Raw genomic sequence first — 20,724 nt, 5'->3', positions numbered from 1 at the left:
GGGGGCTCAGCCCTTGGTGAGGATGGAGCGGACGAAGAAGAGGAGGTTGGCCGGCTTCTCCGCCAGGCGGCGCATGAAGTATCCGTACCAGTCGGTGCCGTACGCGGTGTAGACACGCATGCGGTGGCCCTCGGCGGCGAGACGGTTCTGCTCCTCGCTCCGGATGCCGTACAGCATCTGGAACTCGTACTCGTCCAGCTTGCGCCCGGCGCGGCGGGCCAGCTCCTGGCCGATGGAGATCAGGCGCGGGTCGTGCGAGCCGATCATCGGGTAGCCCTCGCCGTCCATGAGGATCTTCATGATCCGGACGTACGCCTTGTCGATCTCGGGCTTGTCCTGGATGGCGACCTCGGCGGGCTCCTTGTAGGCGCCCTTCACGATCCGGACGCGGGAGCCGTTCGCGGCGAGGCGGCGGGCGTCCTCCTCCGTGCGGAAGAGGTAGGCCTGGATGACGCAGCCGGTCTGCGGGAAGTCCTTCCGCAGCTCCTCGTGGATGGCGAACATCGAGTCGAGGGTGGTGTGGTCCTCGGCGTCCAGGGTGACCGTGGTGCCGATCTCGGCGGCGGCCTCGACGACCGGGCGCACGTTCGCGAGGGCGAGCGCGTGGCCGCTTCCGGGGCCCTCGGGGTCCAGCGACTGGCCGAACATCGACAGCTTCACGGACATCTCGGCGCGCTCGCCGAGACCCAGCTCCTTGAGGCGCCCGATGAGCTCCAGGTACGCGTCACGGGCGGCGTACGACTGCTCGACGGTGGTGATGTCCTCACCGACGACGTCGAGGGTGACCTCCAGGCCACGGCCGCTGAGCTCGGAGACGATCGGGACGACGTCCTCGACCGTCTCGCCGGCGATGAAGCGGGCGACGACCTGCTTGGTCCCGGGGGCGGCCGACACCAGACGGCGCATCTTGTCGCTGCGCGACGCGGCGAGGATCACGGGACCCAGCACGGGGCACCTCCAAGGCAGGGAAGAAGGGGGCTGTAACCGGATCAAGGGAACGAACCGGGAACAGCACGGAGAACCACCGTGAAACCTATGGATCAGTCCGATCCTGCGCCATCTACAGCTGTCACGCATCCGTGCGCCGCGTCTCATACACATGTCTGAGAGGGCACGGGAGGGGTGCGAGAATGGCTCCGTGAAGGGCGATTACCAAGACCTGGTCGACGAGATCTCGGCCCTGCTCGGCGAACCCGCGACGCTGGAGAACCGCGACTTCGGGCTGATCGCCTTCGGCGCGCACGACAGCGACGACGACTCCGCCATGGACCCGGTCAGGACCCGCTCGATCCTCACCCGCAAGTCCACCCCGGCCGTCCGCGCCTGGTTCGAGGGCTTCGGGATCACCCGGGCGACCGGCCCGGTCCGCATCCCGGCCGCCCCCGACGCGGGCGTCTTCCGGGACCGGATCTGCCTGCCCGTACGCCACCGGGGCGTCGTCCTCGGGTACGTCTGGCTGCTCGACGCCAGCCCCGGCCCCTCGGACGAGCGGCTCGCCGCCGCGATGGAGGTCGCCGGCCGGATCGGGGAACTCCTCGCCGACGAGGAACAGGCGGGCGCCGACATCTCGCGCGAGTTCGCGGCGGTCCTCACCGCCGGGCGCGGCTGGCAGAGCGACATGGCCGTCGCGGCACTGCGGGCCGCCCTCGGCCCCAGCGCGGACGGCCTGCACACCGTCGTGTGCGTGACCCCCTGGCAGGGCGAGGCCCCCTCGGTCCGGGCCGTGCCCGGCGCGGCGGCCGTCGCCACCCTGGCGGAGAGCGACGCGCTCGCCGTGCTCGTCCGGCTGCGCACGGCCGAGGACCTCTCCCCCGCCCACAAGGCCGCCGACCGGCTGCGCGGCACCACGCCCGCCGGGATCGCCACCCCCCGCCGGGGCCTCACCGAGCTCCCGGCCGCCTGGCGCGAGGCGAACACGGCGGCCCGCGCGGCGACGGCGCAGCCGACGCTCGGCCCGGTCGCGGAGTGGGCCGGCATCGGCCCGTACCGCCTGCTCGCGGCGCTCTACCACCCCGAGGTCGACCCGGCCGTGGCGCCGCTGCTCGCCCCCGCCCACGCCGAACTCGCCCGCACCGCCGAGGTGTTCCTCGACAACGCGGGACAGGCGGGCCGGACGGCGGCGGCCCTGGGCATCCACCGGCAGACCCTCTACTACCGGCTGTCCCGGGTCGAGGCACTCACAGGCCTCGACCTGGACGACGGCGAGGACCGGCTGCTCCTCCACATGTCGCTGAAGTCGGCCCGGCTGTAGTTCCCGTCCGCAGTCCCGGCCGGCAGTCCCCGTCAGCGGTCCCCGTCCGCGGTCCCCGTCAGCCTTTCGGCCGAGGGGGCTTCGGGGAAAGTCAGGGACCGGTCCGGGTCGTCCCCGATGGTCCGGATCGCCCCCGGAGCCCTACGGTCGTTCCGAGGGGACCGGGACGAGCGAGGGGGCGTCATGAGGGCCTGGACGCAGGAGCGGTACGGATCGGCGGACGTGCTGGAGTTCGCGGAGGTCGAGCGGCCGGTGCCGGGCGCGCGCGAGGTGCTCGTCCGCGTGCACGCCGCCTCGGTGAACGCGGCGGACTGGCACCTGATGCGCGGCGATCCGTACGTGGCGCGGTTCGCCCTGGGGCTGAGAAGACCGAAGGAGCGGATCCGGGGCCGGGACTTCGCGGGCGTGGTCGAGGCCGTGGGCGGCGGGGTGACCGAACTGCGCCCCGGCGACGAGGTCTTCGGCGAGGCCCCCGGCACCTTCGCCGAGTACGTGTGCGCCCCGGTGTCGGCGACGGAGCTCAAGCCGGCCGGGACGGGTTTCGCGGAGGCGGCGGCGATACCGCTGGCGGGCAACACCGCGCTGATGGGGGTACGGGACCTGGGCAGGACCCGGCCGGGCACGAGGGTGCTGGTCAACGGGCCTCGGGAGGCGTCGGCACCTTCGCCGTGCAGCTCGCCAAGGCGCTCGGCGCCGAGGTGACGGGGGTGTGCGGCACGGGGAACGCGCCGCTGGTCCTGGGGCTCGGCGCGGACCGGGTCGTCGACTACACCCGGGAGGACTTCACCGCCTCGCCGGACCGCTACGACCTCGTGTTCGACCTGGTGGGCAACCGCTCGCTCGGCGAGCTCCGCCGGATCCTCTCCCCCACCGGCGTGCTCGTCCTGTCCGGCGGGGGCCTCTTCGAGGGCGGCAGCGTCTTCGGGCCGATGGGGCTGCTCGTGAAGGGGCAGCTGCTCGCCCGGCTCTCCGACCGGCGGCTCCACGTCCTGACGGCGGAGCCGCGCCGGGAGAACCTGGCGGCGCTGCGGGAGTTCACCGAGAGCGGCGCGATCGTCCCGGTGATCGGGCGGACCTACCCGCTGGCCGAGGCGGACCGTGCCCTGCGGTACGTCGAGGAGGGCCACGCCCGCGCCAAGGTGGTCCTCAGCTGCCTTCCCCCATCAGGACCCTGAGCCCGGCGGTGAGGTCGTCCGCGCTCGGCGCCGTCTCCGGGTCCACCATCCACTGGATCATGACGCCGGTCGCGAGGGCCTGGCAGAGCAGTCCGGCGACCCTGGCCTTCTCGGGCTCCGCCTCGGGGTCGATGCCGAGGAAGCCCTCGGCCATCCCGAGCCGCCCCTCGCGCTGGGGCTCCTTGATCGCGTCCCGGAGCTTCTCGTCGTCGTCGAGGCGGGTGACGACCTCGGTCTGGAGCTTCCAGAGCGGTCGGCTCGCCCCGGCGGCGGCGATGACCTGCTCCCAGACGGCGTGGAAGCGGGCATACGGGTCGGCCGGCAGCTCCCGCTTGTCCTCACCGGTCCCCGCCGCGCCCGCCCGGCCGCCCCACTCCTCGGTGAGGGCGAGGAATGCCTGCTGGAGGAGAGCGTCCTTGGAGCCGTAGTGGTAGCCGATGGAGGCGAGGTTGGTGCCGGAGGCGGCGACGATGTCGCGGGCCGTCGTGCGCCCGTACCCCTTCTCCAGGAGGCAGCGCTTGGCGCCTTCGAGGAGGTCTTCCTTGTGTCCCATGACAGCACTGTACCCGGCTGCTAGACGCACGTGTAAGACGTACGTCTAAGCAACCGGGTACGGGGCAACCAGGTACGGAGCGACCGCCCGCGGGAGGATCAGACGAGGTTGACGGAGCGGGCCGAGGCCGCGCCGATCTCCTGCGCGATCTCCGTGATCACCGAGGCCGGGACCGTGTCGTCCACGGTGAGCACGACGAGGGCCTCGCCGCCCTCCTCCGCGCGCGCCACCTGCATGCCGGCGATGTTCAGACCGGCCTCGCCGAGGATGCGGCCGACGGTGCCGACGACACCCGGGCGGTCCTCGTAGCGCAGGACGACCATGTGGTCGGCGAGCGCCAGGTCCACGTCGTACTCGCCGACGGCGACGATCTTCTGAAGGTGCTTCGGGCCGGCCAGCGTGCCGGAGACCGAGACCTCCTCGCCGTTCGCCAGCGTGCCGCGCACGGTGACCACGTTGCGGTGGTCGGGCGACTCGGAGCTCGTCGTCAGGCGCACCTCGACACCGCGCTCCTGCGCGAACAGCGGGGCGTTGACGTAGCTGACGGTCTCGTCGACGACGTCCTCGAACACGCCCTTGAGCGCGGAGAGTTCGAGCACCTTCACGTCGTGCTGGGTGATCTCGCCGTAGACCTCGACGTCGAGACGGGAGGCGACCTCGCCCGCGAGCGCGGTGAAGATCCGGCCGAGCTTCTCGGCGAGCGGCAGACCGGGCTTCACGTCCTCGGCGATGACACCGCCCTGGACGTTGACCGCGTCCGGGACCAGCTCGCCCGCGAGCGCCAGGCGCACCGACCTGGCGACGGCGATGCCGGCCTTCTCCTGGGCCTCGTCCGTGGAGGCGCCGAGGTGCGGGGTGCAGACGACCTGGTCGAGCTCGAAGAGCGGGGAGTCCGTGCAGGGCTCCTTCGCGTACACGTCGAGGCCGGCACCGGCGACCCGGCCCTCCTTGAGGGCGGTGTACAGCGCGGCCTCGTCCACGATCCCGCCGCGCGCGGCGTTGACGATGCGGACGGACGGCTTGACCTTGTGCAGCGCCTCGTCGCCGATGAGACCGATGGTCTCCGGGGTCTTCGGCAGGTGGACGGTGATGAAGTCGGCGACCTCGAGGAGCTCGTCGAGGGCCAGGAGCTTCACGCCCATCTGCGCGGCGCGGGCCGGCTGCACGTAGGGGTCGTACGCGACGATCTTCATGCCGAAGGCGGACATGCGCTGGGCGACCAGGACGCCGATGCGGCCGAGGCCGACGACACCGAGGGTCTTCTCGCTCAGCTCGACGCCGGTGTACTTGTTGCGCTTCCACTCGCCGTTCTTCAGCGCGGTGTTGGCCTGCGGGATGTTGCGCGCGGTGGCGACGAGCAGACCGCACGCGAGCTCGGCGGCGGTGACGATGTTGGAGGTCGGGGCGTTCACGACCATGACGCCGGCCTTGGTGGCGGCGGAGACGTCGACGTTGTCCAGACCGACACCGGCACGGGCGACGACACGGAGCTTGTTCGCGGCGGCGAGGGCCTCGGCGTCGACCTTGGTCGCGGAGCGGACCAGGATCGCGTCCACGTCGGCGATGGCGGGGATCAGCTCGGCGCGGTCGGCGCCGTTGCAGTGCCGGATCTCGAAGTCCGGGCCCAGGGCGTCGACGGTGGCGGGCGACAGCTCTTCAGCGATGAGTACGACAGGTTTCGAGCTCACGTGAGTCCTCACAGATCCAGTGCGGACGGCCGTCCCGACGGCCGCAGGCGGTGGAGGGGGCTTGCCGCGTGAAAGCGCACGACGCTGTGGGCCTGACGCGTATGTTGTTGAGAAGTGTAGTGGTGCGTCGGCGCAGCTCATACGCCTCGTTGGAAGGATCACCCGTCCGTGGTTGGACGAGGTGTCCAACGAAGCGGGAAGGGGCCGGACACACTGTCCGACCCCTTCCCGGAAGGCTTACGCCTCCTCGTCGTTGACCCAGCTCATGAGCTTGCGGAGCTCCTTGCCGGTGGTCTCCAGGAGGTGGTCGGCGTCCTGGCTCTTGTACTCGTTGTACTTCTTCAGGCCACCGTGGTACTCGGCCATCCACTCCTTGGCGAAGGTGCCGTCCTGGATCTCCGCGAGGACCTTCTTCATCTCCGCCTTGGTGGCGTCGGTGATGATCCGCGGGCCGGTGACGTAGTCGCCCCACTCGGCGGTCTCGGAGACCGACCAGCGCATCTTCTCCAGGCCGCCCTCGTACATGAGGTCGACGATGAGCTTCAGCTCGTGGAGGCACTCGAAGTACGCGATCTCCGGCTGGTAACCGGCCTCGGTCAGGGTCTCGAAGCCCGCCTTGACCAGCGCCGCGGTGCCACCGCAGAGGACGGCCTGCTCACCGAACAGGTCGGTCTCCGTCTCCTCCTTGAAGGTGGTCTTGATGACGCCGGCGCGGGTGCCGCCGATGCCCTTGGCGTACGAGAGGGCCAGCGCGAAGGCGTTGCCGGTCGCGTCCTGCTCGACGGCCGCGATGCACGGAACGCCGCGGCCCTCCTCGTACTGACGACGGACCAGGTGGCCCGGGCCCTTCGGGGCGACGAGGGCGACGTCGATGCCCTCGGGGACCTCGATGAAGCCGTAGCGGACGTTGAGGCCGTGACCGAAGAACAGGGCGTCGCCCGCCTTCAGGTTGTCCTTGATGGACTCCTCGTAGACCTTGGCCTGGATCGGGTCCGGGGTCAGGATCATGATGAGGTCGGCCTCGGCGGCGGCCTCGGCGACGGACACGACGCGCAGACCCTGCTCCTCGGCCTTGGCCTTGGACTTCGAGCCCTCCTGGAGGCCGACGCGGACGTCGACACCGGAGTCACGGAGCGACAGCGCGTGGGCGTGTCCCTGGCTGCCGTAGCCGATCACCGCGACCTTGCGGCCCTGGATGATGGACAGGTCGGCATCGGCGTCGTAGAACAGCTCGGCCACTGGAAATCTCCTTGAGGTGCTGGTGTTGCGTCCCACCGTACGGCGGGGAGCGGAAGAAAAGTTTTCGGGTCTCGTCAGTCGGACCGCCGGGTGGACCGGCGGTCGACCTCCGGTGACTCTCAGGCGCTGCGGTCGAGGGAGCGCAGGGAGCGGTCCGTGATGGACCGCGAACCACGCCCTATGGCGATCGTGCCCGACTGGACGAGCTCCTTGACGCCGAACTGCTCCAGCATCTTGAGCATCGCGTCGAGCTTGTCACTCGAACCGGTGGCCTCGATGGTGACCGCCTCGGGCGAGACGTCCACGGTCTTGGCGCGGAACAGCTGCACGATCTCGACGATCTGGGAGCGGGTCTCGTTGTCGGCGCGGACCTTCACCAGGACGAGCTCGCGCTGGATCGCAGCGCTGGGCTCGAGTTCGACGATCTTCAGGACGTTGACCAGCTTGTTGAGCTGCTTGGTCACCTGCTCCAGGGGCAGGTCCTCGACATTGACCACGATGGTGATGCGGGAGATGTCGGGGTGCTCGGTGACGCCCACCGCGAGGGAGTCGATGTTGAAGCCGCGGCGGGAGAACAGGGCGGCGATCCGGGCGAGGATGCCGGGCGTGTTCTCGACGAGAACGGAGAGCGTGTGCTTGGTGGACATGTCTGGGTCTCTTCCTTTTCGCTCTGCGCGCTCAGTCGTCTTCGCCGTCGCCGAAGTCGGGGCGGACGCCCCGCGCGGCCATGACCTCGTCGTTGGAGGTGCCGGCGGCGACCATCGGCCAGACCTGGGCGTCCTCGTGGACGATGAAGTCGATCACGACCGGACGGTCGTTGATGGCGTTCGCCTCGGCGATGACCTTGTCGAGGTCGGCCGGGTCCTCGCAGCGCAGGGCGACGCAGCCCATGGCCTCGGAGAGCTTGACGAAGTCGGGGACGCGGGTGCCCTTGTTCGCCTGGATGTCGTCCGGGCCGGAGTGCAGGACGGTGTTGGAGTAACGCTGGTTGTAGAACAGCGTCTGCCACTGACGGACCATGCCGAGGGCGCCGTTGTTGATGATGGCGACCTTGATCGGGATGTTGTTCAGGGCGCAGGTGGTGAGTTCCTGGTTGGTCATCTGGAAACAGCCGTCGCCGTCGATGGCCCAGACCGGGCGGTCCGGCAGACCGGCCTTGGCGCCCATCGCGGCGGGGACCGCGTACCCCATCGTGCCGAGGCCGCCCGAGTTCAGCCAGGTGGCCGGCTGCTCGTAGTCGATGAAGTGGGCGGCCCACATCTGGTGCTGGCCGACGCCCGCGGTGAAGATCGTGCCCTCGGGGGCGAGGGCGCCGATGCGCTGGATGACCTGCTGCGGCGAGAGGCTGCCGTCCTCCGGCAGGTCGTAACCGAGCGGGTAGGTCTCGCGCCAGCGGCTGAGGTCGCTCCACCAGGCGCTGTAGTCGCCCTTGTTGCCCTCGTTGTGCTCGGTCTGGACGGCCTGGATCAGGTCGGCGATGACCTCGCGGGCGTCACCGACGATCGGGACGTCGGCGGCGCGGTTCTTGCCGATCTCGGCCGGGTCGATGTCCGCGTGGACGATCTTGGCGTACGGGGCGAAGCTGTCGAGCTTGCCGGTGACGCGGTCGTCGAAGCGGGCGCCGAGGGCGACGATCAGGTCGGCCTTCTGGAGCGCGGTGACGGCCGTGACCGATCCGTGCATGCCGGGCATGCCGACGTGCTGGGGGTGGCTGTCGGGGAAGGCGCCGAGGGCCATCAGCGTGGTGGTGACCGGGGCGCCGGTGAGCTCGGCGAGGATCCGCAGTTCGGCCGTGGCGCCGGACTTGATGACACCGCCGCCGACGTACAGGACCGGGCGCTTGGCGGCCGAGATCAGCTTCGCGGCCTCGCGGATCTGCTTGGCGTGCGGCTTGGTCACCGGGCGGTAGCCGGGCAGGTCGGTCTGCGGCGGCCAGCTGAAGGTGGTCTTCGCCTGCAGGGCGTCCTTGGCGATGTCGACCAGGACCGGGCCCGGGCGGCCGGAGGCGGCGATGTGGAAGGCCTCGGCGATGGTCCGCGGGATGTCGTCGGCCTTGGTGACGAGGAAGTTGTGCTTCGTGATCGGCATCGTGATGCCGCAGATGTCCGCCTCCTGGAAGGCGTCCGTGCCGATGGCCTTGGAGGCGACCTGGCCGGTGATCGCGACGAGCGGGACGGAGTCCATGTACGCGTCGGCGATCGGGGTGACGAGGTTGGTCGCGCCGGGACCGGAGGTCGCCATGCAGACGCCGACCTTGCCGGTCGCCTGGGCGTAGCCGGTGGCGGCGTGGCCCGCGCCCTGCTCGTGGCGGACGAGGATGTGGCGGACCTTCTTCGAGTCCATCATCGGGTCGTAGGCCGGGAGGATGCAGCCGCCCGGGATGCCGAAGACGGTGTCGACGCCCACTTCCTCGAGAGAGCGGATGAGGGACTGCGCACCCGTGACGTGCTCGACGGTGCTGGCGGGCTGCGCGCCGCCGCGGGGCCGCGGCTGCGGATGGTGCCCGGTGGCCTGCTCGGTCATCATCATCTCTTCTCGAAGCAGAGGGTTTGTGCGAGGTGTTTTGCGGGGGTTCGCACCGTCTTCGAAGGGAGTCGGTGCAACAAAAAACCCCTCGTGCCGTGAGGCAAGCGAGGGGAGCGCGTCGGGTGCTTCTCAGCGGGGCCTAGAAGGGCCCTGCCTCATCCGACGCGCTTTCCAAGTACGAGAATTCGGGTGCGCATGGCACTGACCCTCCCTCTCACGCCGTGTGGATGTCAAGCAGGTGGGACGTGGGTCTCACTATGTGAGCGGAACGGCGGACGGTTTCCGACACGTACGGGCATGGCCCCGGGGAGCGGATACTCGTCCCGCACCAGGGCTCTGCGCAGGCGGTACTCGTCCAGCGGGCCCGAGAAGGCCATGCCCTGGGCGTGGCTGCATCCCATGGCGCGCAAGGCCAGAACCTGCTCCGGCACGTCGACGCCCTCGGCGACGGTCTGCATGCCGAGCTCGCCGGCGATGCGGAGCACCCCGCGGGTGATCTTGCGGAGACGGGCGGACTCGACGACGCCCTCGACGAGCCCCCTGTCCAGTTTCAGTATGTCGACCGGAAGCCTCCGAAGGGCGTCGATCGCCACATGTCCGCTGCCGAATCCGTCGAGGGCGATCCGCACCCCGAGGCGGCGCAGGGTCGCGAGGCGCTGTTCCAGCTCGTCGAGCGAGGTGCGCTCGCTGTCGGCGAGTTCGATGATCAGCGAGCCGGACGGCAGCCCGTGCCGGGTCAGGAGGGACTCGATGGAGCCGGGCGGGACCGAGCTGTCCAGGAGGCGGCCGGCGGAGAGCCGGATGCAGACCGGCGCACGATGGCCGATTCCCGCCCGCTCCGCGGCCTGCTCCACGGCCTCTTCGAGGAGCCAGCGGCCGAGCTCGGCGGTCCGCTCCCCGTCGTCGGTGACGCGGAGGTACTCGGCGGGGGTGAAGAGGATGCCCTGCGTCGAGCGCCAGCGGGCCTGGGCGCTGACGGCGGCGATCCGGCCGGTGGCGAGGTCCACGACGGGCTGGTGGAGCAGGGCGAACTCGCCGTCGTGGAGGGCAGTGCGCAGCCGTGCGGCCAGTTCGGTCCGCCGGACGACCTCGGCCTGCATCTGGGGCGCGTAGAGCTCGACGCGGTCCTTGCCCCCGGCCTTGGCCCGGTACATCGCGAGGTCGGCGTTGCGCAGGAGGTCCCCGGCCTCGATGCCGGGCTCGGCGAAGGCGACGCCGATGGAGGCGGCGACGCGCACCTCGGTGCCGCCGTCCACGCGGTACGGCTGGGAGAGCGTGATCCGGAGCCGGTCGGCGATCTCCTGGACCTGGCACTCGCGGGCGGCCTGCTCGCGGCCGCCGTCGCCGATGATGAGGGCGGCGAACTCGTCGCCGCCGAGCCGGGCGGCGGTGTCCCCGGCCCGTACGGACTCCTGGAGGCGGCGGGCGGCCTGGACGAGGAGGTCGTCGCCCGCCTGGTGTCCGAGACGGTCGTTGACCGCCTTGAAGCCGTCGAGGTCGATGAAGAGCACGGCGGTGCCGGCGTCGGAGGCCCGGCGGCCGGCGAGCGCCTGCCGCACCCGCCGGGTGAAGAGCGCCCGGTTGGGCAGGTCGGTGAGCGGGTCGTGCTCCGCGTTGTGCTGGAGCTGGGCCTGGAGCCTGACCCGCTCGGTCACGTCCCGGCTGTTGAAGATCAGTCCGCCCTGGTGGCGGTTGACGGTCGACTCGACGTTGAGCCAGTCCCCGCGTCCGGAGCGGAAGCGGCACTCGATCCGGGTGGTGGGCTCATCGGCGGGCAGGGCCGCGAGGAAACGGCGCACCTCGTGGACGACGCCGCCGAGGTCCTCCGGGTGGATGAGTCCCGCGAGTTCGGTGCCGATGAGCTCCTCGGCGTCCCGCCCGTACACCCCGGCGGCGGCCGGGCTCACGTACCGCAGGACTCCGCTCGGCGCGGCGATCATGATGACGTCGCTCGACCCCTGCACGAGGGAGCGGAAGTGGTTCTCCTTCTGCGCCAGTTCGTGGGTGAGCGCGATGTTGTCGAGGAGCATGATGCCCTGGCGCACGACGAGGGCGAGGACGACGGCGCAGCCGGTCAGCACGACCACCCGGTCGACCCTGCGCCCCTCGACGACGTTGTACAGGATGCCGAGGGTGCAGACCGCGGCGGCGAGGTACGGGGTGAGGGCGGCGAGCGAACCGGCGACGGGACGGCTGTGCAGCCACGGCCCGCGCGTGGTGGCGGTGTTGTCGGGCAGCCGCCGCACGCCCCAGGGCGCGTACGCGAGGAGCAGCGATCCGGCGAACCACCCGGCGTCGAGCAGCTGGCCCGAGGCGTAGTTCTCGCGGAGCAGCGGCGAGGTGAACAGGGCGTCGCAGAGCACCGTCAGGGCCAGCGCGGCGATGGCGGTGTTGGTCGCGGAGCGGTTGATCTGGGAGCGCCGGAAGTGCAGCGCGAGGACCATGCTGACGAGGACGATGTCGAGCAGGGGGTACGCGAGCGCCAGCGCGGACTGCGCGACGGACTCGCCCTCGACGTGGGCGGCGCGGGCGAGAGCGAGGCTCCAGGAGAGGGTCAGCAGGGAGCCGGCGATCAGCCAGGCGTCGAGCCCGAGACAGACCCAGCCGGCCCGTGTGACGGGCTTCTTGGCGAGGACGAGGAGGCCGACGACGGCGGGCGGGGCGAAGAGTAAGAAGAAGAGGTCCGCGATGGAGGAGTCGGGCACGGGGGCCCGGAGCACGACCTCGTACCAGCCCCACACGCCGTTTCCGGCGGCGGCCATGAACGAGGAGAAGGCGAAGAGCAGCCAGGCGGGGCGGTCGCCGCCGTGGTGGGCGCGGGCGTAGAGGAAGCAGGAGACGGCGGCGGTGAGCGCGGCGGCGCTCAGCCCGAAGTCGCCCATGACGAAGGCGAGCTCCGGGGAGCCCCAGCCGAGCGAGGCGCCGGTGGTGTATCCCGCGCAGACGAGGCCGAGGGCGATCTGGGCGACGACGGAGCCGATCCCCTGGCGGTCGCGGTCGGGGCGTCCGGTCTCGCCGACGGGGCTGCGCGCGATGACGGCCCCGGGGGCGCTCACCGCGGCCTCCGGGCGTGCGTCACCGCGCTCGGACGGGAACGGCTCGTGCGGGCGGGCGGACGGCTCCTCGGGGCGCCCGAGGGCATGCGCGGGGGAACGCCCGTCGCCCTCGCCGTCGCCCTGGCCCTCGGCGCGGTCCGCGGTGCGGGCGCCGTCGTCGCGGTGCTCGTCGCGGTCCGCGGCGTGGTCGTCCTCGTGGCGGCCGGCCTCTTCGTACGGCAGATCGGCGTCGTCACGTGGCGCGCGGCGCGCCGTGGCCTGATACGGCACCGAACGCGCGAGACTGGCAGCGAGGCGCGGGAGGCTCGCGCGCGGCGTCGCCGCCGCGTCGGACCGTCGGTCTTTCGGCCGTGCTTCACCCGTCGCCCCCCTCGGAATCTGATGACCCGTCACTTCGCTCCCCAGCGTCAGCCCGACATCGACGCATGTCCCCCGATCCGGGACGATACACCAGGACCGTCACTCAGGGACAGGGTCGCAGTACTCTCCGTGACTGTCCGGGGCTCGTGAGCGGCGCGCGGCGGGGGCGCACGGTCCCCCGCGCGCGTGGGACGCAGGCTCAGCCCGTGGTCAGCCCGTGGTCAGCAGGACGTTGGCGAGCTCCTCGCCCGCCGCGAACCGGCGCAGCTGCCCGGCGATCAGGCGCTTCGCGCGCGGCATGAACGCCGATGTGGAACCGCCCACATGGGGACTGATCAGGACGCCGGGAGCGTGCCACAGAGGGTGACCCTGCGGAAGCGGCTCCGGGTCGGTCACGTCGAGCGCCGCCGCGATCCGTCCGGTCTCGACCTCCTTGAGCAGGGCCGCCGTGTCCACGACGGGGCCGCGGGCGACGTTCACGAGGAGCGCGCCGTCCTTCATCCTGGCCAGGAAGCCGGCGTCGGCGAGGTGGTGGGTCTCGGGCGTGAGCGGAGTCGAGAGGACGACCACGTCGGCCTCGGGGAGCAGCGCGGGCAGCTCCGCGAGGGCGTGGACCGGGCCGCGCTCGGTGGTGCGCGCGGAGCGCGCGACGCGCACGACCCGCGCGCACTCGAAGGGCGCGAGCCGGTCGTCGATGGCCGCGCCGATCGATCCGTACCCGACGATCAGCACGGACTTGTCCGCGAGCGCCGGGTAGAAACCGGCCCGCCACTCCTCGGCGTCCTGGCCACGGACGAAACCGGGGACCCCGCGCAGCGAGGCCAGGATCAGCGCGATCGTGAGCTCGGCGGTGCTGGCCTCGTGGACGCCCTTCGCGTTGCAGAGGGAAACGCCCGGCGGGAGCAGACCGATGCCGGGGGTGACGTGGTCGATGCCGGCCGACATGGTCTGCACGGCCCGCAGCGAGGTCATCGCGGCCAGCGGCCGCACGGCGATCTCGGAACCCTTCATGTACGGGACGACGTAGAAGGCGCAGTCCGCCGGATCGGCCGGGAACTCCGGTCCGCCGTCCCAGAAGCGGTAGTTCAGCCCGGACTCGCCCGAGTCGGGCAGTCCGTCGATCTCGTCGGCGGGAACCGGAAGCCACACGTCGGCGGGCGTCTGTGCGTATCTCATGACCGGGAGGCTATGCGAAGAATCCCGCGGCCCATTGGTTACTTTGGGGGACGGCAGAGGGAGGGGTACCGGCACGTGGAGCGCAGGACTATCGGGGCGACGGCGCTCGGCGTGGGGGCGATCGGCCTCGGGTGCATGCCGATGAACTGGGCGTACGGCCCCTCGCAGCAGCGGGGCGACCGCTCGCTCCGGGCGGTGCACGCGGCCCTGGACGCCGGGGTGAGCCTGCTCGACACCGCCGACATGTACGGACCGTTCACCAACGAGCTGTTGCTGGGGCGGGTGCTGAAGGAGCGTCGGGCGGAGGTCTTCGTCTCGACGAAGGTCGGACTGCTCGTCGGCGACGGCGGCGAGCGCCGGCACGTGGTCGCCAACGGCAGGCCGGGATACGTGCGTCGGGCCTGCGACGCCTCGCTGCGACGGCTCCAGACCGACGTGATCGACCTCTACCAGCTGCACCGCGCCGACCCCGAGGTACCGGTCGAGGAGACCTGGGGCGCGATGGCGGAGCTGGTGTCGGCCGGCAAGGTGCGGGCGCTGGGCCTCTGCGCGGTCGGCGCCCGCTCGGCCCGCAGGGGTGCCACCGGAACCGCCCGCGACGGCTACGAGGGAACGATCCGCCAACTGGAGCGGATCCAGCAGGTCTTCCCGGTCGCGGCGGTCGAGGCCGAGCTGTCCGTCTGGTCGACCGAGGCACTGACCCGGCTGCTGCCGTGGTGCGCGGCGCGCGGGGTCGGGTTCCTCGCGGCGATGCCGCTGGGCAGCGGATTCCTGACGGGGACGCTGACGCCGGGCGGCGGCTTCGAGTCGGACGACCCGCGGGCGCGGCACCCCCGCTTCACGGCCGAGATGATGGCGGCGAACCAGCCGCTGGTGGCGGGCCTGCGGCGGGTCGCGGCCCGGCACGGGGCCGAGGTCACCCCGGCCCAGGTCGCGCTGGCGTGGGCGCTGGCCCAGGGGCCGCACGTCGTGCCGGTGCCGGGCGCGAAGCGGGAGCGGTGGGTCGTGGAGAACGCGCGGGCGGCGGACGTGCTGCTCACGGCGGCGGACCTGGCGGAGATCGCGGCACTTCCGGCGCCCCGGGGGTCCTGGGACTGACGTGCCCCTGGGCCTCGGGGGGATCACCGGGGGCCTCCCTGACGGGCACTCAGTGATCTGTTCGAGGAGCGCCCGGAGGGTCTCCCGGGGATCTCCCGGGCATCTCCCCGGGATCCCTCGCGAAGCCCGCCGGGAGCGGGTCGGGCGGTGTATCAAAGGTGGGGAAGCCGCTCGAACTCGTCGAAGGGGAACGGACCATGAGCCGTCCTGCTGTGCTGAAGGCCCTGTGGGGCGCCGCCGCGCTGCTGCTCGTGGCGGGCTGTTCGTCGGGGGGTGGCGGCGGAGGCGGTGCGCCTTCCCGTACGGCCCCGGCGACGGCGCCCGCCTCGACCGCCGCCTCGACCCCTGCCCCGGCACCGGCCACCACGCGCGACGGGCGGGTCACCGTGGCGGGCGCGCTCACCGAGGGCCTGGTCTCGCCCTGGGGCCTCGCGAAACTGGCCGACGGCGCTCTGCTCGTCTCCTCGCGGGACGAGCGGACGATCACCCGGGTCGACGGCAGCAGCGGCGCGAAGACCTCGCTCGGCGAGGTGCCGGGCGTGGTCCCGGGCGGCGAGGGCGGTCTCCTCGGGCTCGCCGTGAAGGACGACTGGGTGTACGCGTACCTGACGGCCGCGTCCGACAACCGGATCGTGCGGATGCGGTACGGGGGCGGGGAGGGCGACCGGCTCGGGGCACCGGAGCCGGTGCTCACCGGCATCCCGAAGGGCTTCGTGCACAACGGCGGACGGATCGCGTTCGGGCCCGACGGGATGCTGTACGCGGGGACGGGCGAGACCGGACAGACGGGGCTGGCCCAGGACAGGTCCTCGCTGGGCGGGAAGATCCTGCGGATGACGCCGGAGGGCCGTCCGGCTCCCGGCAACCCCTTCCCCGGCTCGGTGGTCTATTCGTACGGGCACCGCAACGTCCAGGGGATCACCTGGGACGACGCGGGGCGGCTCTGGGCGGCCGAGTTCGGGCAGGACACCTGGGACGAGCTGAACCTGGTCCGGCCCGGGCGGAACTACGGCTGGCCGACGGTCGAGGGCAGGGCGGGACGGGACGGGTTCGTGGACCCGGTGGCCCAGTGGAAGACCTCGGAGGCCTCCCCCAGCGGCATCGCGTACGCGCGGGGCGCGATCTGGATGGCCGGGCTGCGGGGCCAGAGACTGTGGCGCATCGCTCTCTCCGGAACGGAACGGTCCGGAGAGCCCGAGGCGTTCCTGAGAGGTGCGTACGGACGGCTGCGGACGGTTCTCGCCGGGGGCGACGGCCGGCTGTGGCTGGTGACCAGCGAGACCGACCAGCGGGGGACGCCCGAGGCCGGGGACGACAGGATCCTCCGGCTGGAGGTGCACTGACACGGAAAGGCGGTGACCGACGTGTTCGGCGGACTGGAGGAGTTCTTCGCGCCCGGTCGCAGACACACCGAGGAGGAGCTCCGCAGACAGGCTCTGACCAGGGAGGACCCGGGCGACGCCGACCCGTCGCGCGGCCCGATAGACCTGCTCTCGGGGCGCGTCACGATACGGCTCCCCGCTCCGGCGACGGCGCCGGGCGGGGGTGCGGCCGGCGGGGTCGGCTCAGAGGACGGTGTCGGCGTCCAGGAGGTGGAGGCGGTGGGCCAGGGCGGCGGCCTCGCCCCGGCCGGAGACGCCGAGCTTGGCCAGGATGTTGGAGACGTGGACGCTCGCCGTCTTCGGTGAGATGAAGAGCTCCTCGGCGATCTGACGGTTGGTGCGGCCGGCCGCGACCAGGCGGAGGACGCCCTGTTCGCGCGGGGTCAGGCCGAAGGTGTCCTCGCCCGCCTCCGCCGGCGCCTGCTTCTCGGGGACCAGGGAGAGCCGGGCGCGGGCGGCGAGGAGTTCGACGTCCTCCCGGAGCGCGCGGGAGCCGAGCCCGACGGCGGTGGCCCGGGCCTCGCGCAGCAGGGCCGCGGCCTCCTCCCGGTGGCCGCCCTCGACGAGCAGGGCGTCGGCCAGGCGGTGGCGGGCCCTGGCCAGGTCGGCCGGGCGGTCGAGGGGCTCGTAGGCGGCGACGACCTCCGTCCAGCGGGCGGCGGAGTCCCGGCCCTCGGCGCGGGCCAGTTCCTCGGAGACCTGCTGGGAGTGGGCGGCCCAGACGGGCGCCGGGGTCGCCAGGGACCGTACGCAGCGGCGGATCAGGGCGAGCGCGTCGGCGCGGCCCTCGTCGGCGGCGGGCAGGCCCCGGCTGTCGGCCTCGGCAACGGCGGCGGTGAGGACGAGCGGCCAGCCGTAGCGGTGGGTGCCGGGCGGGAACCCGGCCTCCGCGGCGGCGGCGAGTTCCGCCCGTACGTCGAGGACGCGTCCCTCGGCGGCGGCCACGGCGACGGCGACCTGGGCCATCGGCAGCGTGTACTGCGGGATCGGGTCCTGGGCGCCGTAGGCGACGCGGGCGTCGGCGAGGTGGGCGGCGGCCGCGTCGGTCTCGCCCCGGGCGGCGGCTATCTGGGCGAGGCGGAGGTGGGCCGAGCCGAGGGGCTTGGTGCTGGTCGCGGAGGACCGGAGCCGTTCGGCGGCCTCCCGGGCCTCGTCCCAGCGGCCGAGGGAGACGAGGGACTCGGCGCGGTTGGCCTCGACCCAGCCGACGCTGTCGACCAGTCCGTACGTGCGGGCGAGCCGGATGCCGGAGTCGGCGACCTCGACGGCCTCGGCGGAGCGGCCGAGGGACTCCAGGGAGGAGGAGATGTTGATGTGGGCGCGGGAGGCCTCGCCGTACTGGCCGATGGCCGTGGTCCGTTCCCGTACCGCGTGCATCTCGGCGAGGCCGCCCTCGACGTCCCCGGCGGCGGTCATGATCGTGCCGAGGGTGAGGCGGGCGTTGAGCTCGATCGACTCGGCCTTGACCAACCGGGCGTACTCGACGGCACGTTCGGCGGCGGCGAGGGCCTCGGGGCCGGGGTTGCGGAGCATGCCCCAGCCGGCGGCGCCGACGAGGACGACGGCGTGGACGGCGGACGGCGGGAGGCCCTTGACGAGCTCCTGGGCGCGGGCGATCTCCTCCGAGCCGTCGCCGCGGCCCAGGTTGGACTGGAGGCGGGCCTTCTCGGTCCAGAACCAGGCGGCGCGCAGGGGGTCGCCCACGTCCTCGGCGTCGAGGAGCCTGAGGGCCATCTTGCCGATCTTCAGGGCGCGTTCGCGTTCGCCGCTCAGCCGGGCGGCGACGGCGGCCTCGGCGAGCAGGTCGAGATAGCTGAGGGGGGTGGTCTCGGGGTCGCAGCCGCAGGGCGGGTAGGCCTCGGCGTAGTCCATGGGCCGCAGGTCGCGGCGGATCTCCTCGGGGGCCTTGTCCCAGAGCTCCATGGCCCGTTCCAGGAGTCGGAGCTGCTCGGCGTACGCGTGGCGCTTGCGGGTGGCGACGGAGGCGCGCAGGACGGCGGGCAGGGCCTTGGCCGGGTCGTGCGCGTGGTACCAGTACGTGGCGACGCGGGTGGCCCGCTCGTCGGCCCGTACGAGCGTGGGGTCGGCCTCCAGGGCCTCGGCGTAACGGCGGTTGAGGCGGGAGCGCTCGCCGGGGAGCAGGTCGTCGCTGACGGCCTCGCGGACGAGGGAGTGGCGGAAGCGGTAGCCGTCGCCGTCGGGGACGGCGAGCAGGATGTTGGCGCCGACTGCGGCCCGCAGGGCCTCGATGAGCTCGTCCTCGGTGAGGCGGGCGACGGCGGCGAGGAGTCCGTACTCGACGGTGGAGCCGCCCTCGGCGACGATCCGGGCGACCCGCTGGGCGTCTTCGGGGAGCGTCTCGACCCGGACGAGAAGGAGGTCGCGCAGGGAGTCGCTGAGCTGGCCGACGGCGCAGCCGGCCTCGTGGGAGACGACGAGCTCCTCGACGAAGAAGGCGTTGCCGTCGGAGCGGGCGAAGACCTCCTCGACGAGGGCGGGGTCGGGTTCGGCGGCGAGGATGCCGGTGAGCTGCCGGTGGACCTCGGTGCGGGTGAAGCGGGAGAGCTCGATGCGGCGGATGGTGCGGAGCCGGTCGAGTTCGGCGAGGAGGGGGCGCAGCGGGTGGCGGCGGTGGATGTCGTCGGCGCGGTAGCTGGCGACGACCACGATCCGGCCGCGCCGCAGGGTGCGCAGGAGGTACGTGAAGAGGTGGCGGGTCGAGGCGTCGGCCCAGTGCAGGTCCTCCAGGACCAGCACGATCGTCCGGTCGGCGGCGAGCCGCTCCAGGAGCCGTACGGTCAGTTCGAAGAGGCGCGCGGTGGAGTCCTCGTCGGTGCCGGAGTCGTGGCCTCCGGGGTCTCCCAGCTCGGGCAGGAGGCGGGCGAGTTCGCTCTCCTGGCCGTCGGCGGCGGCGGTCAGCTCCTCGGGGAGCCTGCGGTGGAGCCCGCGGAGGGCGGTGGCGAAGGGGGCGAAGGGGAGACCGTCGGCGCCCAGTTCGACGCAGCCGCCGAGGGCGACGACGGCGTCCCGCTCGCAGGCCGTGTCGAGGAACTCCTCGATGAGCCGGGTCTTGCCGACGCCGGCCTCACCGCCGACGAGCAGGGCCTGGGGCTCTCCCGCGGTCGCGCGGGAGAGCGCCTCGGTGAGGGCGGTGAGTTCGCCGGCCCTGCCGACGAAGACGGGACTGACTGACCTGGTCTCCACGGCGCCGAGCATCGCACAACCGACCGCGTTGTCCTTCATATGGGGTCACGCGGCCCGGGCGAAGCGGTCGCGGTCGGTGCCGCTCACCCGCCCCTCCGTGCCATGGCTCCCGTGCCGGCGGCCGAAGAGGCCGCGGCCCCGGCCGGCCCCGGTGGTCTCGGCGGCCTCGTGCGACAGGCGCTGGGCGGCGGCCTCGCGGACCAGCTGGGCGTGGTTCATGCGGTGCAGCTCGTACTCGAACATGGTGTTCTCCCTGGCGTTTCTTCCGGTGTCGGTATCGCTCCTTGCGATGCCTCTACTGTCGTCCGCCAGGGGGTGCCGTCACATCGGGCGAGTGCCGCATGTTCGGGGTACGGGGGGCCTTAGACGGGCCTCGGGGATGCCTTAGGCCGTCTCGGGATCCGGTCGGGACCGGTCAGGAACCGGTCGTGGGCAGGCTCAGGAACCGGTCGTGGGCAGGCTCAGGAACAGGTCGAAGTAGGTACCCACCGACAGGAGCAGCCCCAGACCGCCCAGGACGGCACCGGCGAGCGCGACCGCGCGGACCCAGACGGGGCGCTCGGGGCGGGCCAGGACGAGGACCAGGACGGCGGTGACCAGCGCGGCGAGGGCGAAGACGCCGTTGACGAGCGCGGTGCTGTGCCAGGCGTCGCCGTAGATCTCGGAGATCTGCTGGGCGGGGCTGCCGGTCTGGGAGGTGTTGATCTGGCCGATGAGCGTCTCGCGCTCGGCGACGACCTTTCCGGCCCAGGTGCCGGTGAGGGCGACGGCGCCGAGGGCACCGGAGACGACGGCGGCACCGGCGACGCCGAGGCCGGACCCCGCGGGGGCGGGGTCGGCGTCGAGCTCGTCGAGATCGTCGAGGGCCTCGTCCTCGGTGTCGACGCCCTCGGTGTCGGCGCCCTCGTCGAGCTCCGTGCCCTCCTGCTCGTCGAACTTCTCTTCGGGCTGCTCGTCGAGCTTCTCTTCGGGCTTCTCTTCGGTCTTCGTGATGTCCATGCGGCGCACGCTAGGGC

The 20,724-nt window shown here is 72.3% G+C and carries 14 protein-coding genes and 2 pseudogenes; 5 read left to right on the top strand and 11 right to left on the bottom strand.

Translation table 11 applies throughout. The annotated features are described in order from the left end of the window. Positions 1–6 precede the first annotated feature (6 nt). Positions 7–948: a proline dehydrogenase family protein gene (locus tag ACFC0Z_RS13220; RefSeq protein WP_376436220.1), complete on the bottom strand. Its 942-nt coding sequence runs from the start codon at positions 946–948 to the stop codon at positions 7–9. A gap of 190 nt (positions 949–1,138) precedes the next feature. On the opposite strand from ACFC0Z_RS13220, the gene ACFC0Z_RS13215 reads away from it, so the two are divergent. Both ACFC0Z_RS13215 and ACFC0Z_RS13210 read left to right on the top strand, forming a co-directional pair. After that, a complete protein-coding gene (locus ACFC0Z_RS13215) occupies positions 1,139–2,251 on the top strand; it encodes a PucR family transcriptional regulator (protein ID WP_376436218.1) in 1,113 nt (370 codons plus the stop codon). A gap of 183 nt (positions 2,252–2,434) precedes the next feature. Continuing rightward, a pseudogene (locus ACFC0Z_RS13210) lies at positions 2,435–3,426 on the top strand (NAD(P)-dependent alcohol dehydrogenase). Here ACFC0Z_RS13210 and ACFC0Z_RS13205 read toward each other — a convergent pair. The 7 genes from ACFC0Z_RS13205 to ACFC0Z_RS13175 form a co-directional block, all read right to left on the bottom strand. After that, on the bottom strand, positions 3,398–3,979 hold the full coding sequence (locus ACFC0Z_RS13205; RefSeq protein WP_376436215.1) for a TetR/AcrR family transcriptional regulator: 582 nt from the start codon (positions 3,977–3,979) through the stop codon (positions 3,398–3,400). The pseudogene ACFC0Z_RS13210 and the gene ACFC0Z_RS13205 overlap by 29 nt on opposite strands. A gap of 98 nt (positions 3,980–4,077) precedes the next feature. Then, positions 4,078–5,667: a phosphoglycerate dehydrogenase gene (gene serA / locus ACFC0Z_RS13200; protein ID WP_376436214.1), complete on the bottom strand. Its 1,590-nt coding sequence runs from the start codon at positions 5,665–5,667 to the stop codon at positions 4,078–4,080. A 237-nt stretch (positions 5,668–5,904) separates the two neighbouring features. Then, positions 5,905–6,906, bottom strand: coding sequence for a ketol-acid reductoisomerase (gene ilvC, locus ACFC0Z_RS13195; protein ID WP_376436211.1), 1,002 nt, complete (start codon positions 6,904–6,906; stop codon positions 5,905–5,907). Positions 6,907–7,025: 119 nt separating this feature from the next. Continuing rightward, positions 7,026–7,553 carry an acetolactate synthase small subunit gene (ilvN, locus tag ACFC0Z_RS13190; protein WP_360812721.1) on the bottom strand — a complete coding sequence of 176 codons (528 nt, stop codon included), beginning with the start codon at positions 7,551–7,553 and terminating at the stop codon, positions 7,026–7,028. A gap of 31 nt (positions 7,554–7,584) precedes the next feature. Then, the gene (locus ACFC0Z_RS13185; RefSeq protein ID WP_376436208.1) at positions 7,585–9,435 is read right to left on the bottom strand and encodes an acetolactate synthase large subunit; all 1,851 of its coding nucleotides are present in this window, start codon (positions 9,433–9,435) and stop codon (positions 7,585–7,587) included. A 227-nt stretch (positions 9,436–9,662) separates the two neighbouring features. Next, positions 9,663–12,488 (bottom strand): putative bifunctional diguanylate cyclase/phosphodiesterase, encoded by a 2,826-nt coding sequence (locus ACFC0Z_RS13180; protein WP_376436683.1) that lies wholly within the window; start codon positions 12,486–12,488, stop codon positions 9,663–9,665. A gap of 570 nt (positions 12,489–13,058) precedes the next feature. Continuing rightward, positions 13,059–14,024 (bottom strand): 2-hydroxyacid dehydrogenase, encoded by a 966-nt coding sequence (locus ACFC0Z_RS13175; protein WP_376436206.1) that lies wholly within the window; start codon positions 14,022–14,024, stop codon positions 13,059–13,061. 75 nt (positions 14,025–14,099) lie between these two features. On the opposite strand from ACFC0Z_RS13175, the gene ACFC0Z_RS13170 reads away from it, so the two are divergent. The 3 genes and pseudogenes from ACFC0Z_RS13170 to ACFC0Z_RS13160 form a co-directional block, all read left to right on the top strand. Beyond that, a complete protein-coding gene (locus ACFC0Z_RS13170) occupies positions 14,100–15,122 on the top strand; it encodes an aldo/keto reductase (RefSeq protein ID WP_376436203.1) in 1,023 nt (340 codons plus the stop codon). Positions 15,123–15,319: 197 nt separating this feature from the next. Further along, complete coding sequence (locus ACFC0Z_RS13165) at positions 15,320–16,465, top strand: PQQ-dependent sugar dehydrogenase (protein WP_376436200.1); 1,146 nt, start codon at positions 15,320–15,322, stop codon at positions 16,463–16,465. A 12-nt stretch (positions 16,466–16,477) separates the two neighbouring features. Beyond that, positions 16,478–16,573: pseudogene (locus ACFC0Z_RS13160) on the top strand (DUF6191 domain-containing protein); the annotation flags it as partial. Between the two features lie 114 nt (positions 16,574–16,687). On the opposite strand, the gene ACFC0Z_RS13155 reads toward ACFC0Z_RS13160, so the two are convergent. The 3 genes from ACFC0Z_RS13155 to ACFC0Z_RS13145 all read right to left on the bottom strand — a co-directional run bounded on the left by ACFC0Z_RS13155 (position 16,688) and on the right by ACFC0Z_RS13145 (position 20,707). Next, positions 16,688–19,747 carry an AAA family ATPase gene (locus ACFC0Z_RS13155; protein ID WP_376436197.1) on the bottom strand — a complete coding sequence of 1,020 codons (3,060 nt, stop codon included), beginning with the start codon at positions 19,745–19,747 and terminating at the stop codon, positions 16,688–16,690. Positions 19,748–19,753: 6 nt separating this feature from the next. Further along, entirely contained in the window at positions 19,754–19,951 is a 198-nt protein-coding gene (locus ACFC0Z_RS13150; protein WP_376436195.1) for a hypothetical protein, read from the bottom strand. A 195-nt stretch (positions 19,952–20,146) separates the two neighbouring features. Further along, entirely contained in the window at positions 20,147–20,707 is a 561-nt protein-coding gene (locus tag ACFC0Z_RS13145; protein WP_376436192.1) for a hypothetical protein, read from the bottom strand. Between the last annotated feature and the right edge of the window lie 17 nt (positions 20,708–20,724).

It is taken from the genome of Streptomyces sp. NPDC056144 (assembly GCF_042264145.1).
Lineage (GTDB): Bacteria > Actinomycetota > Actinomycetes > Streptomycetales > Streptomycetaceae > Streptomyces.
Note: the sequence above shows the minus strand (reverse complement) of the source record. Positions and strands in the feature narration are given on the sequence as shown.

Bases quoted from the DNA above. Each gene is read 5' to 3' on its own strand.
- ACFC0Z_RS13185 (WP_376436208.1), bottom strand. From the start codon at position 9,435: ATGATGATGACCGAGCAGGCCACCGGGCACCATCCGCAGCCGCGGCCC.
- ACFC0Z_RS13205 (WP_376436215.1), bottom strand. From the start codon at position 3,979: ATGGGACACAAGGAAGACCTCCTCGAAGGCGCCAAGCGCTGCCTCCTG.
- ACFC0Z_RS13155 (WP_376436197.1), bottom strand. From the start codon at position 19,747: ATGAAGGACAACGCGGTCGGTTGTGCGATGCTCGGCGCCGTGGAGACC.
- ACFC0Z_RS13175 (WP_376436206.1), bottom strand. From the start codon at position 14,024: ATGAGATACGCACAGACGCCCGCCGACGTGTGGCTTCCGGTTCCCGCC.
- ACFC0Z_RS13165 (WP_376436200.1), top strand. From the start codon at position 15,320: ATGAGCCGTCCTGCTGTGCTGAAGGCCCTGTGGGGCGCCGCCGCGCTG.
- ilvN (WP_360812721.1), bottom strand. From the start codon at position 7,553: ATGTCCACCAAGCACACGCTCTCCGTTCTCGTCGAGAACACGCCCGGC.
- ACFC0Z_RS13150 (WP_376436195.1), bottom strand. From the start codon at position 19,951: ATGTTCGAGTACGAGCTGCACCGCATGAACCACGCCCAGCTGGTCCGC.
- ACFC0Z_RS13145 (WP_376436192.1), bottom strand. From the start codon at position 20,707: ATGGACATCACGAAGACCGAAGAGAAGCCCGAAGAGAAGCTCGACGAG.